This is a genomic window from Marvinbryantia formatexigens DSM 14469, from assembly GCF_025148285.1.
Lineage (GTDB): Bacteria > Bacillota > Clostridia > Lachnospirales > Lachnospiraceae > Marvinbryantia > Marvinbryantia formatexigens.
Map to the genome: position 1 here is coordinate 1,600,001 of NZ_CP102268.1, position 14,793 is coordinate 1,614,793.

Annotated in this window: 13 protein-coding genes and 1 tRNA gene (1 of these 14 running past the window's edge); 2 read left to right on the forward strand and 12 right to left on the reverse strand. The window is 51.5% G+C overall.

Annotation, left to right across the window (positions count from 1 at the left end; translation table 11 throughout):
- Positions 1-424, reverse strand: the 5' end (the start) of a protein-coding gene (locus NQ534_RS07835) for a DUF5711 family protein (protein ID WP_006864405.1). Its footprint begins 845 nt before the window's first position; only the first 424 of its 1,269 coding nucleotides appear in the window; the start codon lies at positions 422-424; its stop codon lies beyond the left edge, outside the window.
- A gap of 122 nt (positions 425-546) precedes the next feature.
- A complete protein-coding gene (locus NQ534_RS07840) occupies positions 547-1,770 on the reverse strand; it encodes a LysM peptidoglycan-binding domain-containing protein (protein WP_040785405.1) in 1,224 nt (407 codons plus the stop codon).
- A 294-nt stretch (positions 1,771-2,064) separates the two neighbouring features.
- Between NQ534_RS07840 and yyaC the strand changes: the two genes are divergently transcribed.
- Complete coding sequence (gene yyaC, locus NQ534_RS07845) at positions 2,065-2,622, forward strand: spore protease YyaC (RefSeq protein WP_006864403.1); 558 nt, start codon at positions 2,065-2,067, stop codon at positions 2,620-2,622.
- Here yyaC and NQ534_RS07850 read toward each other — a convergent pair.
- From NQ534_RS07850 to NQ534_RS07875, 6 genes are all read right to left on the reverse strand, one after another.
- The gene (locus tag NQ534_RS07850) at positions 2,606-3,544 is read right to left on the reverse strand and encodes a transketolase family protein (RefSeq protein WP_006864402.1); all 939 of its coding nucleotides are present in this window, start codon (positions 3,542-3,544) and stop codon (positions 2,606-2,608) included. The genes yyaC and NQ534_RS07850 overlap by 17 nt on opposite strands.
- Entirely contained in the window at positions 3,532-4,371 is an 840-nt protein-coding gene (locus NQ534_RS07855) for a transketolase (RefSeq protein ID WP_040785403.1), read from the reverse strand. The genes NQ534_RS07850 and NQ534_RS07855 overlap by 13 nt, the downstream gene beginning before the upstream one ends.
- A gap of 175 nt (positions 4,372-4,546) precedes the next feature.
- Positions 4,547-5,143 (reverse strand): recombination mediator RecR, encoded by a 597-nt coding sequence (gene recR, locus NQ534_RS07860; protein WP_006864400.1) that lies wholly within the window; start codon positions 5,141-5,143, stop codon positions 4,547-4,549.
- Positions 5,143-5,487: a YbaB/EbfC family nucleoid-associated protein gene (locus tag NQ534_RS07865; protein ID WP_006864399.1), complete on the reverse strand. Its 345-nt coding sequence runs from the start codon at positions 5,485-5,487 to the stop codon at positions 5,143-5,145. Before NQ534_RS07865 ends, recR begins: the two co-directional genes overlap by 1 nt.
- 97 nt (positions 5,488-5,584) lie before the next feature.
- A complete protein-coding gene (gene dnaX, locus NQ534_RS07870) occupies positions 5,585-7,210 on the reverse strand; it encodes a DNA polymerase III subunit gamma/tau (protein ID WP_006864398.1) in 1,626 nt (541 codons plus the stop codon).
- Between the two features lie 11 nt (positions 7,211-7,221).
- A complete protein-coding gene (locus NQ534_RS07875) occupies positions 7,222-8,295 on the reverse strand; it encodes a 6-phosphofructokinase (protein WP_006864397.1) in 1,074 nt (357 codons plus the stop codon).
- A gap of 164 nt (positions 8,296-8,459) precedes the next feature.
- On the opposite strand from NQ534_RS07875, the gene NQ534_RS07880 reads away from it, so the two are divergent.
- Positions 8,460-8,545, forward strand: a tRNA-Ser gene (locus tag NQ534_RS07880).
- Between the two features lie 168 nt (positions 8,546-8,713).
- Here NQ534_RS07880 and NQ534_RS07885 read toward each other — a convergent pair.
- The 4 genes from NQ534_RS07885 to NQ534_RS07900 form a co-directional block, all read right to left on the reverse strand.
- Positions 8,714-10,039: an MATE family efflux transporter gene (locus NQ534_RS07885; protein WP_242655426.1), complete on the reverse strand. Its 1,326-nt coding sequence runs from the start codon at positions 10,037-10,039 to the stop codon at positions 8,714-8,716.
- 176 nt (positions 10,040-10,215) lie between these two features.
- The gene (gene metG / locus NQ534_RS07890) at positions 10,216-12,177 is read right to left on the reverse strand and encodes a methionine--tRNA ligase (RefSeq protein WP_040785400.1); all 1,962 of its coding nucleotides are present in this window, start codon (positions 12,175-12,177) and stop codon (positions 10,216-10,218) included.
- A gap of 620 nt (positions 12,178-12,797) precedes the next feature.
- Entirely contained in the window at positions 12,798-13,397 is a 600-nt protein-coding gene (locus NQ534_RS07895; RefSeq protein ID WP_006864393.1) for a cytidylate kinase-like family protein, read from the reverse strand.
- Between the two features lie 8 nt (positions 13,398-13,405).
- The gene (locus NQ534_RS07900) at positions 13,406-14,779 is read right to left on the reverse strand and encodes an MATE family efflux transporter (protein WP_006864392.1); all 1,374 of its coding nucleotides are present in this window, start codon (positions 14,777-14,779) and stop codon (positions 13,406-13,408) included.
- Positions 14,780-14,793: the final 14 nt, after the last annotated feature.

The window sequence follows — 14,793 nt, forward strand, 5'->3', positions numbered from 1 at the left end:
AGACGTCCACAACCGGACTCTGCAGGGTAAAGGTGACGTTCCACTGCACGTCGCCGGAATCGTTGACGCACGTCACCCCGTTTGGATTGCATTTGAGCGTCCGGCTGCCGATGCGCACATAGCTGGTGGCAGTATCGTCAGAGCGCTCCACACTTGAGAGCACGCGGTAGTGCCGGAACACTCTGACGCGGCTGTATACAAACGCCCCTCCTACCACCAGCAGCACCACCGCTGCCAGCAGCACTGTCCGCAGATGCACCTTATCCCGGTGCAGCCTCAGCTTTTCGGAGAGACTCATCATCTCGTCGCTCTGCATATCCGCCTGCGCTTTTTCTTTTTTTCTTTCTGTTATCTTCTTTATGGTTTCTTTCCATTTCCCCGCAAAAGAAGGACGGGGAAATTTTATATTTTTTATATTCCACATAAATCGGTACTCCGTTTTAAGCTCTTCATTCGCAGCAGTTCAGCCATGCCATCCTGTTACCCGCTTTCTTTTATGTCTTATGGCTGCTGTGCCATGCGTCCATCGTAACACGATTTTCCCGTTTATGGAAGCAAAATTTTCTGTCCCGGAAGAATCGTGTTTTCATCGTCAATGCCATTCAGGGTGCAGATTTCCGCCACCTTATCCAGACTTCCATAGTACATCTCGCTGATTCCGGCAAGCGTATCGCCCGCCTTCACGGTGTAGGAAGCCCGCGCAACCGCCGTCGTCTGCACCGTCGTGTCCGCATCCTCTGTGCTCTCCGTCTGTGCTTCTGTCTGCGTTATACCCTCTTCCTGCACCGCATTATTGTCCTGCATGATCTGCGCCGCCGGGGAATCCTCTGCTTCCGCGCTGCTTCCTGCTGTCTGCGGCGTGACCGTCTCCGTCAGCAGCTCTGTTTCCTCTGTCTCTTCCGTCTGCCGCCCGGCAGAAATCCCGTTCTGCAGCGCCGCATCATCCTCCATATGTAACATTACCTGCGCCGCCTCCGCGTCCTCCTCCAGATAGCTGCTCTGGCTGTCTACATTACTCGTAAGCCGCGCAAGGTTCTGTTCCACCTCTTTCATTTTGTCGTAATTATACACCATCGTGACGCCGAGCGCCAGCACTGTCACCACCAGAAGTCCTCCCGTCAGATAAACCAGCCGTCCCTTTGCCGGAATGGCAATCTGCGGCATCTTTTTCTTTTCTTTAATGATTTTGCGGAACCGCTTAATGGCGTCATCTTTCACCGGCTCCTCCTTTTCCACTGATTTTCCGCCGCTCTGCGCAATCATGTACTCCTGCATCGCCGGATTTTTGTCGTAATAAATATAAAAACCCGGCTGCATTACCGGTTCATCCCCCTCCATTCTGAAAACAGAGGTTTCCTCCTCCTGGGCGTCCCGCACAATCAGCACCTGGTCCTCGCCCGGAAATTCCTTCTGAAAGATTTCCTTCATTTCCGGCACCTTGCAGACCGGCGATTCCTCCGCCGTCATAAACCAGCCGACAACACTTTTTCCGGCGAAGCAGCGCTGTATTTTTTCCTGCAGCGCCCCTCTCTCCCCCTCATCCATAGAAAGGCTGTCTGCCTCTATGGCGCCGCTCACAAAAATGCAGGGATACTGCTCCGGCTCGTGTACCTCCCCCAGCAGCACAGCTTTTTTCTGTGCATCCTCCGCCGAAATTTTTTCCAGAAAGGTTATCACATAGTCTTCCACATAAACCTTTCTCTCTCCGCCTCCATCGCCAATCTGCCGGATATTTTTCGGCATTTTCCATTCTTTGCTTATTTCTGGCATATTTATACTCACTCCTTTTTGGAACCAGACTAACACATATTTTTTGCAAATTTTAGCGAAACAGAAACCGCGGACAGGCAATTTCTTCGACAAATGATGCGCCGGAAACAGCGGTATAAAATCCGTCCGGCGGGACAGACTAAAAAATGTCCACCGGGCGTTTTGTCGTATGCATGGTAACTGAAAAAAGAGCCATATGCCCGCACAAATGCGGCTACCCGGCCCGTTGCCCGCGGGAATAAACGGGACCGCTGCGCAATACATTAATTTACAGGAATAAAAGGATAACGAGCTATGAAAACAATTTCTTCGAAGGTTCATTACATTAACGGAAAAGAAAAAACTGCCCCGGAGCTGCTTGCTGCGCAGCTGGGACAGTTGATTTCTGTTGTTTGCCCGCCGGGAGTTCCGCCGGTTTTCGTCTGTATCGGGAGCGACCGCGTGACTGGCGACAGCCTCGGCCCGCTGGTGGGCACAAGGCTGCAGTACGCCGATAATTTTACACTGCCCGTCTATGGAACACTGGATTTCCCGATTCATGCCCTGAATCTGAAGGACGCTATGCGTTCTGTAAAATATTTTCATCCGGGCAGTCCGGTCATCGCCGTCGACGCCTCGCTGGGCGCAAGACGCCACCAGCATTATATCACCGTATCCCACGGCAGTCTCTGCCCCGGCTCCGGTGTGGATAAAAAGCTGATGGAGGTCGGCGACATCGCCATCACCGGCATCATCAATACCACCGGCGAATTTTCACAGTTAATCCTCCAGACAACGCGCCTGTCCACTGTGATGTCACTGGCGGAGTGCATTTTCCAGGGGATTCTGCTGGCGGTTACGCCCATTCTTTAATCTTGTTGTAGATGCCTTCCGCATCCAGTCCGTATTTATGAAGCAGGGCAACTGCCGCACCGGACTCGCCGAATTTATCATTCATGCCGATTTTCAGGACCTTCGTCGGCGCATTTGCGCACAGGCAGTCGCATACAGCGCTGCCAAGACCGCCGATAACGGAGTGCTCCTCCACGGTCACTACTTTGCCGGTTTCCTTTGCCGCCGCGATGATCAGCTCCTCGTCCAGCGGTTTGATGGTGTGGATGTTGATAACCTTTGCGTCGATGCCGTCTTTCGCCAGCATGTCCGCTGCTGCCAGGCACTCAGCTACCGGAAGACCGGTCGCAACGATGGTGAGGTCCTTGCCCTCGCGGAGCACAACGCCCTTTCCAAGCTCAAATTTATAGTCCGGGCGGTCGTTGATTACCGGAACTGCCAGACGTCCGAAACGCAGATATACCGGTCCCTCATGCTCTACCGCCGCCTTTACGGCTGCCTTTGCTTCCACATCATCAGACGGGCATACGACAACCATGCCCGGAATCGTTCTCATAAGAGCAATATCCTCGTTGCACTGATGGCTCGCGCCGTCCTCGCCCACAGAAATGCCGGCGTGAGTTGCACCGATCTTTACATTCAGATGCGGATAACCGATGGAATTGCGCACCTGCTCAAAGTTACGTCCTGCTGCAAACATTGCGAAAGAGCTGATAAACGGAATCTTTCCGGTGGTTGCAAGACCTGCCGCCACGCCTGTCATGTTGCACTCTGCGATACCGCAGTCAATGTGACGCTCCGGGAATACTTTCTTAAAGGTACCTGTCTTGGTAGCTGCCGCAAGGTCAGCGTCCAGAACGACTACGTTCGGATTTTCCTTTCCCACCTCTACGAGCGCGTTGCCGTAGCTTTCTCTGGTTGCAATCTTCTTTACATCTGACATAATGCTTCACCTGCCTTTTCTAAGTCTGCCATAGCAATCGCGTACTGCTCGTCGTTCGGAGCCGTGCCGTGCCAGGATACCTGATTTTCCATGAAGGATACGCCTTTTCCTTTTACGGTCTTCATAACGATTGCCGTCGGCATACCCTTTGTGGCCCTCGCCTCGTCGAACGCCGCTTTTAACTGGTCGAAATCGTTGCCGTCCGCCACGTTGATAACGTGGAAATTGAACGCTTCGAATTTTTTGTCAATCGGGTACGGATTACATACATCCTCGATTCTGCCGTCGATCTGCAGACCGTTGTTATCTACGATAACTACCAGGTTGTCCAGCTTTCTGGCACCGGCAAACATCGCCGCCTCCCAGACCTGTCCTTCCTGGATCTCACCGTCGCCGAGCAGCGTATATACGCGGTAGTCCTCATTGCTCATCTTTGCGGAAAGCGCCATGCCGCATGCCGCGGAAATGCCCTGTCCGAGAGAACCGCTGGACATATCTACGCCCGGAATGTACTGCATACTCGGATGCCCCTGCAGGTAGGAGCCCAGCTTACGCAGCGTTTTCAGATCCTCCACCGGGAAATAGCCTCTGTGCGCCAGCGCGGAATAAAGCCCCGGAGCCGTGTGTCCCTTTGAGAGAACGAAACGGTCGCGGTCCGGTTTTTTCGGGTCCTTCGGGTCGATGTTCATTTCTTCAAAATAAAGATATGTAAACACCTCTGCTGCAGACAGGGAACCGCCCGGATGCCCTGCTTTTGCACTGTGAACTGCCGTAACGATGCCTTTACGGATTTCGTTAGCAGTCTTTTGTAACTCTAACTTGTTCATGTTGTCCTCCTGTATTGATTTAATATCCTTAGTGTACCATAAACGGCGCCAAAAGTACATGACTTTGACGCCGTAAGTTTATATTTTTTATGAAGTGCGCAATTTTTGCAACATCAGCAACAAAAGCTCTCGCAGAAGGCGACCTGTAGTCTGCCTGACCGGGTCGATGCAGGAACTACAGCTCCGTCCTGCCCTCCAGCGCGCGCAGAAGCGTGACCTGGTCGATATATTCCAGGTCGCCGCCCACGGGGACGCCGCTTGCAATCCGCGTCACCTTTATGCCGGTCGGTTTTATCAGCTTACTGATGTACATGGCGGTCGTCTCGCCCTCCAGGCTGGAATTGGTCGCAATAATGACTTCATTGACGTCGCCCTGCAGGCGCTGCATGAGCTCCTTCAGGCGGATGTCGTTCGGTCCGATTCCCAGCATCGGGGAGATTGCGCCGTGCAGTACATGGTACACGCCCTCATATTTTCCGGTTTTTTCATACGCCGCCAGATCTCTGGTGTTCTCCACAACCATAATCGTCTTTGCATCCCGTTTCGGATTGCTGCAGATGGGACAGAGCTCGCTGTCCGTCAGCGTAAAGCACTGCTTACAGTAACGGACGTTTTCTTTGGCGTCCAGAATCGCCTGTGCAAGAGCCTTTACCTCCTCCTCTGGACGATTGATGATATGAAACGCCATGCGCTGCGCAGACTTTGCGCCGATTCCGGGAAGCTTGGAAAACTCTTCAATCAGGCGGCTGATCTGTCTGCTGTAATATTCCATCAGAACGAAAAGCCTCCGCCCAGACCACCGGTCAGCTTCGACATAACCGCACTGGATTCCTCTTCCACCTTGCGCAGCGCCTCATTCGTCGCCGCCATGATCAGGTCCTCCAGCATCTCGATATCGTCCGGATCGACCACCTCTTCCTTCAGGCTGACCTTCAAGACTTCACGTTTGCCGGAAATCGTCACCTCCACAGCGCCGCCGCCTGCCGCCGCTGTAAATTCCTTCTCCTCCAGCGCCTTCTGGTTCTCCTCCATCTGCTTCTGCATCTTCTGCGCCTGCTTCATCAGATTGTTCATATTACCGGGCATTCCGCCCGGAAAGCCTCCGCGTTTCGCCATACTTATGTCCTCCTTCTTCCTATATCCGTTATCTTATCCATTTACTAAAAATACGACGTTCCCCGCCCCTCCGGTGCCGTCAATTCACCAGGTACTATTAAAACACATCTACAGGGGAATCGTCTACCTCAATTTCTATATTATGAATCTTTTCCCGCAGTTTTTCATCCACGGACACAGCATAAAGCTTCTGGCTGCCATTTTTCATATCGTCCGCCAGAACCATTTTTATTTCCATCTTTTTGCCGATCTTTGATTCAATAATATTCTCAAGCAGCGTTTTTTTCTCCGCGTCGTGGATATACTTTTCGCCCTGGAAATCCTGGAACACAACGTACAGGCAGCTTTTATCCTCCGACGGGTCGTAGCGCGGCTCCGCCTTCGTCTGCAGCACCATGCCAAATCTTCCGCCCGCCTCGCCGGCAATGCTCTTCCACATGGATACCACTCTCTGCACATCCTCCGGCGCCGCCTTTTGGGGCATCTCCTCCGGAAGCGGGGAATCCGCCTTTGCGGGAGCGCTTATGTGGCCGCCCGCGTCGCCGCCTGCCTGCTGCGTAATTACCACGCCCTCCGCAAGCTGCCGCTCCAGATTGCGGACGCGTTCCAGAATAGACGTATAATCCGTCTCCATCTGCGGACGGCAAAGCTTGATCAGCGCCACCTCCAGCACGATCCGCTTTGACGATTCATAGCGCATACGGTTGGACAGCTCAGAAAAAATACGGATGTAGCGCATCAGCGTATCCTCCCGGACCATGCCCGCCTCTTCCTGCAGAAGCTTTAGATTTTCCGCGGAAACATCCAGCACCTCTTCCATATCGTCTGAGGATTTCAGCAGCAGAAGATTGCGCAGGTACCAGGTAAAGTCAGTGACAAACTGCCCCAGCTCGCGTCCCTGCATGACCAGCTCCTCCAGCTCTTCCATCAGTCCGCGCACATCCTGTTTTAATACCTTGCGCAGGATACGGCTGAACACCTCCGTGTCCACCGCTCCAAGCACATCCAGCGTCTGCTCATAGGTAAGCTTCTGCCCCGGAAAAAAGGCAATACACTGGTCCAGAAGACTTAACGCGTCGCGCAGCGCACCGTCCGCCTTGCGGGCAATGTAGCGCACCGCCTTGTCCTCCGCCTCCAGTTTTTCCGCCGCAAGAAGCTCCTGCAGACGTTCCTCAATGGTCGCCACCGGAATACGCTTAAAGTCGTAGCGCTGGCACCGGGAAAGGATCGTCACCGGGAGCTTATTCGCCTCCGTGGTCGCAAGAATAAAAATAACGTAGGAGGGCGGTTCCTCCAACGTTTTTAAAAGCGCATTAAATGCGCCGATGGAAAGCATATGAACTTCATCAATAATATAAACCTTATAGCGTCCCTCCGTCGGCGAATAAGAAACCTCCTCGCGGATCTCGCGGATATTATCCACGCCGTTGTTGGACGCCGCGTCAATTTCTATGACATTCAGCGAGCTCCCCGCCGCTATCGCGCGGCAGGTCGCACACTCGTTGCACGGACTGCCGTCCACCGGGTGTTCACAGTTTACCGCCTTCGCCATGATTTTGGCAATGGTGGTTTTTCCGGTGCCCCTTGTTCCGCAGAACAGGTAGGCATGTCCGACGCGTCCTGATTTTATCTGATTTTTCAGTGTCTGCACAACTGCGTCCTGCCCCTTCACATCCGCGAAGGTGTCAGGACGGAATTTGCGGTATAATGCAGTGTATGACATGCAATCTACTCCTAGTCACCAAAACTGATACCGATTAATTTTGCTTCTTTTACGATCTGGTCGTCCGGAGAGACGGTTTTCAGCTTGCCCGCCACTTCTCCGAGCGGCACCTTTTTCGTTTTGCCGTTGACAATACCAATCATATAGCCGTAATCGCCGTTCAGGATTGCCTTTGCGCACGCCGCGCCCAGTCTCGTGGAGAGCACACGGTCATACGGACACGGACTGCCGCCGCGCTGGGTATGTCCCGGAACCGTCACGCGCACCTCTGTGCCGGAGCGTTCCTCAATCTCCGCCGCGATTTCGTAGGAAACCGCCGGGTGCTTGTTATCCTTCATGTATTCCTTCAGCTCTTTCTTGCCCATCGCCGCCTTTTCCTTGGAAATGGCGCCTTCCGCAACCGCAATGACGGTAAAGCCCTTGCCCTGCTTCGTTCTGTGGTCGATCGCCTCGATTACCTTGTCGATATCGTAAGGGATTTCCGGAATCAGAATGATATCTGCGCCGCCTGCAATGCCAGCGTACAGACAGAGCTGTCCCACCTTATGTCCCATAATTTCCACGATAAATACACGGTTGTGAGAAGAAGCCGTCGTGTGGATGCAGTCGATAGCCTCCGTGGCAATATTTACCGCACTGTAAAAACCGAAGGTCATATCCGTTCCATAGATATCGTTATCGATGGTCTTCGGCATATGAATGATATTCAGCCCTTCCTCGCGGAGCAGGTTCGCCGTCTTCTGCGTACCGTTTCCGCCGAGAATTACCAGGCAGTCCAGGCGCAGCTTGTAGTAATTCTGTTTCATCGCCTCTACCTTGTCCAGACCCTTTTCGTCCGGTACACGCATCATTTTAAACGGCTGTCTGGACGAACCGATAATCGTGCCGCCCTTTGTCAGGATACCGGAAAAATCCTGTGCTGTCAGCAGGCGGTAATCACCGTAAATAAGACCTTTATAACCATTGAGGAAGCCGTAGACCTCCAGCTCTTCCACATTGGATGATAATCCCTTTACAATGCCGCGCATGGTCGCGTTCAGCGCCTGGCAGTCTCCGCCGCTCGTCAATAATCCAACTCGTAACATAATTCTTACCCTCTTTCCCTTATATAGTGGTCATATATATTTTTACTATACTACATTTTTTTATCTATCTCAATTAATTTTTGTCACGACTTTGCGAAATTTCTTTGACATATGACAAAAACTCTGCTATAATCAGCGTTGCATCCACTTATTGGAGCGCATATGGAGAGTTGTCCGAGTGGTTTAAGGTGCGGCTCTCGAAAAGCCGTGTGGCTAATACCCACCGAGGGTTCGAATCCCTTGCTCTCCGCTTACAAAAACGTCCACCGGACATTTTTATTGCAGCATGGCAAAAAGCCGGGGAAAAATTCAGTTATCTCAGGATGCTGAATTTTTCCCCGGTTCTTTTTTATATATCCGGATACTACATTTTCTCCAGTCTTCTTATATATCCGGATACCACATTTCCCCGGTCTTCTTATGTATCCTGCTGCTCTTCCTTCGCCAGCCTTTTGATTTCCTTCCACCGCTTACTTCTGAAGAACAGAAGCATCGCGCACATTCCAAACAGGAAGCTTGCCGGAAAACATGCCATCATGTATCTTCCGTCAAAGAAGCGTGCAATAAGGTGAGCGCAGGGAATCCTTACCGCCCACAGTGCAAGGATGCTTACAATCATCGGATACCGCACTTCTCCAAGACCATTGGCGAAACAGATAAATCCGTTAAATATGGCATACGCCCAGAAATAGGGCAAAGTTACCCGCAGATAGATGAGTGCCATATCCAGGACCTCAGCATCTGAGGTAAAAAGTCCCAGAATCTCCCGTCCAAAAAACAGGACAATCATTCCCCCTGCAAAACTGAACGCCCCCGAAACCAGCGGTATCTTCAGACTGCTTTTGCAAAGCCGTACATATTTTCCGGCGCCCAGATTCTGTCCGGAAAAGGTGGTGGCGGCCGATGAGAAGGAATTAATCGTTACATTGGCAATGCTGGTTACCTTACTTGCCACGGCACAGGCGGCCATAAAAGCGGCGCCCTGCATATTAATCAGGGATTGCAGCAGCACATGTCCAATAGAATAAATAGAATTAATCAGACCCAGCGGCAGCCCGATCCGTATAATTTCCAGCAGAATCTCTTTTTTCATCCGCCTGGGCAGGATAGTAAACGCAAGCTCCGGATATTTTTTCCGGATATAGAGAATGCTGAACAGCCAGGAAGAAAACATGGCAATGATGGTGGCAAGAGCAGCTCCTGCCACATCCATGCCAAGTCCGGCTACAAAAATAAAATCCAGTACAATATTAATGATACAGGAGATAACCAGAAATAAAAGTGAAGACCGGCTGTCCCCCAGGCCTCTGAGGATTCCGGCATTCATATTATAACCCAGATTTCCCAGTACCCCCAGAAAAATAATTCTCATATAGCGCACAGAAAGCTCCCAGGTGCTCTCCGGCACCTGCATAACCTTCAGAATATCCGCTCCCGCCAGCAATCCCAGAATCGTAACAGGAATGGCGCAAAGATACAGAAACGACACGGCTGTGGAAACCACTTCTTTTAAATTCTCAATATTTCCGTTCCCTGTGTGCTGGGCCGCCAGAATAGAAACCCCGTTTCCCAGTCCCACAAAGACACACAACAGGATTTCCACCGGCTGTGAACTGGTGCCCACCGCAGCAAGCGATACGGAGCTGCAATAATTTCCAATCACAAACGTATCTACCGTATTGTAAAGCTGCTGCAGAATATTTCCCACGCACATCGGAAGTGCGAACAAAAAAATCAGTTTCATGACAGGTCCTTCTGTCATGTCAATCTTTTTTGCCGAGAACATGATTTAGCACTTTCTTTTATATAAATTATTTGAGGTCGCCGTATCAGGCATCCGCCTTTATCATAAATGCACCTCATCGAATGGCATTATACTGCCGCATGGCATAAATTGCAATAAACAAATTGCCAATATTTTCAGCAGATTTCCGCGCCCGACGGCATTTCTTTTTCCGGTACCATCAGTGCCAGCTCTCCGTTTTCATCCTCCGCGCAGAGCAGCATTCCCTCTGAGAGCACGCCCGCCAGCTTCGCAGGTTTTAAGTTCACCAGAACCATCACCTTTTTGCCGACCATTTCCTCAGGGCTGTAGTGCGCCTTGATGCCGGACACGATCTGCTTTACCTGGCTGCCGATCTTCACCTGGCTGCACAAAAGCTTTTTCGATTTTTTCACGGCTTCGCAGGCAATAATCTCACCCACCTGGAACTGCATTTTTCCGAATTCCTCAAAGGTAATCTCTTCCTTCGGCTCGATGTCGATTACTGTTTCTTCCTTCACCGGTTCTTCTGCCTGCTCCGCAACCGGCGGATGAAGCTCTTCTACCTTTTTCATCACTTCGTTGATATCCAGACGCGCGAACAGGATCTCCGGCTTCTCCGTCACCTTTGTGCCGGATTTGTAAAGCCCGTACTGCTCCATTGCCTCCATGCCTCTCTTCTGTGCGTTAAGCTGGGCGAGCACCTTCTCTGCTGTATCCGGCATAAACGGCTCCAGCAGCTCTGCTCCGATGGAAATGCACTCTACCAGATTGTAAAGCACGGTTGCCAGGCGGTCCTGCTTCGTCTCATCCTTTGCCAGCGCCCACGGCATCGTCTCGTCAATGTATTTGTTGCAGCGCTTGAAGAGCACAAAGATATCGCTGATCGCGTCCGCCACGCGCAGCTTTTCCATCTTTTCCGTCACTTTCTTCGGCGTCTCCAGCGCAACTGCTTCCAGCTCCGCATCCACCGGCTCCGTCACACCCTTGTCGGCAACCACGCCGCCAAAATATTTGTTAGACATAGAGATCGTGCGGTTCACCAGGTTGCCGAGTGTATTCGCAAGATCCGAATTCAGACGCTCCACCAGCAGCTCCCAGGTGATCACACCGTCGTTGTCAAACGGCATCTCATGCAGTACAAAGTAACGCACCGCATCCACACCAAAGAAGTCCACCAGTTCATCCGCATACAGCACATTGCCTTTCGATTTGCTCATCTTGCCATCGCCCTGCAGCAGCCACGGATGCCCGAACACCTGCTTCGGCAGCGGAAGATCCAGCGCCATCAAGAAAATCGGCCAGTAAATCGTGTGGAAGCGGATGATGTCCTTTCCGATCAGATGCAGATCCGCCGGCCAGTTTTTCTTAAACTGCTCCGTGCTCTCACCATCGCAGTCATAGCCAATGCCCGTGATGTAGTTGGTGAGCGCATCCAGCCATACGTATACCACATGCTTATCATCAAAATCCACCGGAATGCCCCATTTGAAGGAGGTTCTGGAAACACAGAGGTCCTGCAGGCCCGGAAGCAGGAAGTTGTTCATCATTTCATTTTTTCTGGACACCGGCTGGATAAACTCCGGATGTGTGTTAATATGCTCGATCAGACGGTCGGCATATTTACTCATTCTGAAGAAGTATGCTTCCTCCTTCGCCGGTTTTACCTCGCGTCCGCAGTCAGGACACTTGCCGTCCACAAGCTGCGACTCCGTCCAGAAGGATTCGCACGGCGTACAGTACATTCCTTCATAGGAACCTTTGTAGATATCGCCCTGCTCGTACAGCTTCTTAAAAATCTTCTGCACCTGCTTTTCGTGGTAGTCGTCCGTAGTGCGGATAAATTTATCATAGGACGCATTCACCAGATCCCAGATACGCTTTACCTCGCCTGCCACCTTATCCACATATTCCTTTGGCGTAACGCCTGCCTCGGCTGCCTTCAGCTCAATCTTCTGCCCGTGCTCGTCCGTTCCTGTCTGGAAAAACACATCATAGCCCTGCGCCCTCTTAAAACGCGCAATGGCGTCCGCCAGGATAATCTCATAGGTATTGCCGATGTGCGGTTTGCCCGATGTGTAGGCAATCGCCGTTGTCATATAAAATTTTTTCTTTTCCATAATATCTCCTTTCTCCTTCCGCAAAGACAAAAAAGCCCATCTTCCCTATTCTGAGAAGACAGGCTGTTCACCCGTGTTACCACTTCACTTCGTCCGCACCTCGCAGTGCAGACCTCATCAGGTGCGTACACACCCTGCCGCTATAACAGGCGGTTCCCGTTGCAGCCTTGCTGTGAGCACTTGGCGAGGTATTTTCGAGCCTAGTGCGAACGCACACCCGGACACTTGGTGAGGTCCTTTCGAACCTAGTGTCCGCGGTGTTTCCCTGCTCTGGCACTTGGCGAGGTATTTTCGAGCCTAGTGCGAACGCACACCCGGACACTTGGTGAGGTCCTTTCGAGCCTAGTGTCCGCGGTGTTTCCCTGCTCTGGCACTTGGCGAGGTATTTTTCGCCCCTCTTATTTCACAGTTCGGTGCACCACTCAGAAGCCATTTTCCACCTACCCCTGCACATTCCTCTCAGCGTCCGGCGCCGCCGGAAGTCTTCCCGGATACGGCGCACATGGAATTTCTCTGTAATACAGCAGATACATGTACTCTCTTCGTCTTTGCGTTTTCCTAATAACAAATCTAGCACAAAACCAATACCCTCGTCAAGACAGTTTTTTTCTTAGCTGCGGCTACACCTGCCGAAGCTGCCGGATACATGTCTCCAGATAATCAACGGCACCATCGATTCCAAATCTTCCGCTGTCAATACAGAGGTGATAGCTCTCAGCACTCCCCCATATTTTTTCGGTATAGCAGTTATAATAAGCCGCCCGGTGCTTATCGGTATTCTTAATTCTTTTCTTAGCCTCCTCCAGGCTGATTTGATTCCGCGCGGAAACGCGGTCTGCCCTGCGTTCCCTGTCCGCATGAATAAAAACAGAGAGCACATCCTTCCGCTCACGAAGAACATAATCCGCACAGCGCCCTACGATAACCGCTGACCCGGACTGTCCAATCTTCCGGATTACCTCAAACTGTGCCAGTACGACCCTGAGTGCGAGCGGCAGGTGGTCTGCGCTGCCCGTTCCGCTTCCGGATGCCAGACCCGCCATCCACTTGTCTCTGAGCTGTTCGTCATACCGCATAATCAGCTCTCTGGAGATTCCGCTCTCCTTCGCGGTCTTTTCCAGAATCATCGTATCATAGTATGCGTAGTCCAGCCGTTTTGCCAGCTTTTCACCAATCTCACGTCCGCCGCTTCCATACTGCCGTCCAATCGTAATAATCATATTTTTCCCTATTTCCTTTCTTTAAAAATACGCTTCCAGAGTGCCAGAACAACAATGACCGCCGTAACGCACGCCAGTGTGTCCGAGATAGCCGCTCCCCACAGAACACCGTCCAGCCCAAGAATCGGGGCAAGAATCAGCATAGCCGGAACAAAGTACAGTACCTGCCGTGTCAGAGAGAGAATCGCCGCAACGCCCGCCTTGCCGACAGACTGGAAGAAAATACTGGTTGCCACGCAAATTCCCACCAGAGGAATGGCAAGCAGGAAAATATCGAAGCATTTGACAGCAAAGGTCACATAAAGTTCCGATTCCTGTCCGAACAGTCCGATGATTTCCTCCGGGAACAGGGAGAACAGAATACGCGCTATTGTCAAAATGATTGTATTGACAACCAGAGTGATTTTGTATGTCTTCTTGACTCTCCCATACTGTGAAGCTCCGTAGTTATAGCTCATAACAGGCTGGACACCGGTTGACACACCCATTACAATGGAAGCCGCCAGCCCGTTAATCTTTACGATAATCCCCAGCACAGCAAGCGGAATGTCAGAACCAAATTCCGACGCAGCGCCATAAATGCGCACCAGATTATTTACTATCGTCATGACGATAACACTGGAAATCTGCGTAATAAAGTTGGAAATTCCCAGGGTCGCTACCCGGCGGACAACCTTCCACTGCGGTCTGAAATAACTCTTTTTGAGCTGGATGGTAGTAAAATGAAAACAACACCGGATAAAATACAGCGCTGTCAGGAGCTGTCCGATAATCGTAGCCCAGGCTGCGCCCTCCACTCCCCAGTGGAACACAAAAATAAAAAGCGGGTCTAAAATCAGGTTTGCCACGCAGCCGATAAGCAGACCTGCCATGCTCTGTTTCGGACGGCAGTCGGCACGGATAATATCACCAAAGCCACAGCCGATGGCTGCCACCGGAAATCCCAGAACAATAATGCGTCCATATGCTGTTGCATACGGCAATACATTATCTGTACAGCCAAAGAAACGGCACATGGGCTCCATAAATATTTCCAGCAGGACGGCGCATACGATACCGATCAGTACCGTGACCGTCATCGAATTACAGACTCCGACAGCCGCTTTCTCCGGTTCCTTTTTCCCCAGATGAAGGCTCATGTAGGTCGCCGCACCTGCACCCATCATTACGGTCAGAGCCAGCAGAATCGTCGTCATGGGGCTTATGATATTTGTCCCGGCGTTTCCCAGATAGCCCACGCCCTGTCCGATAAAAACCTGGTCAACCATATTATAGATTGAATTCACGACGAGAGAAATCACACTGGGAATGGAATATTGGAGCATCAGACGTCCAATCCGTTCTGTTCCCAGCGGATTCTCATGTTGTGTTACTGTTTCCATATAGAATTCCTCCT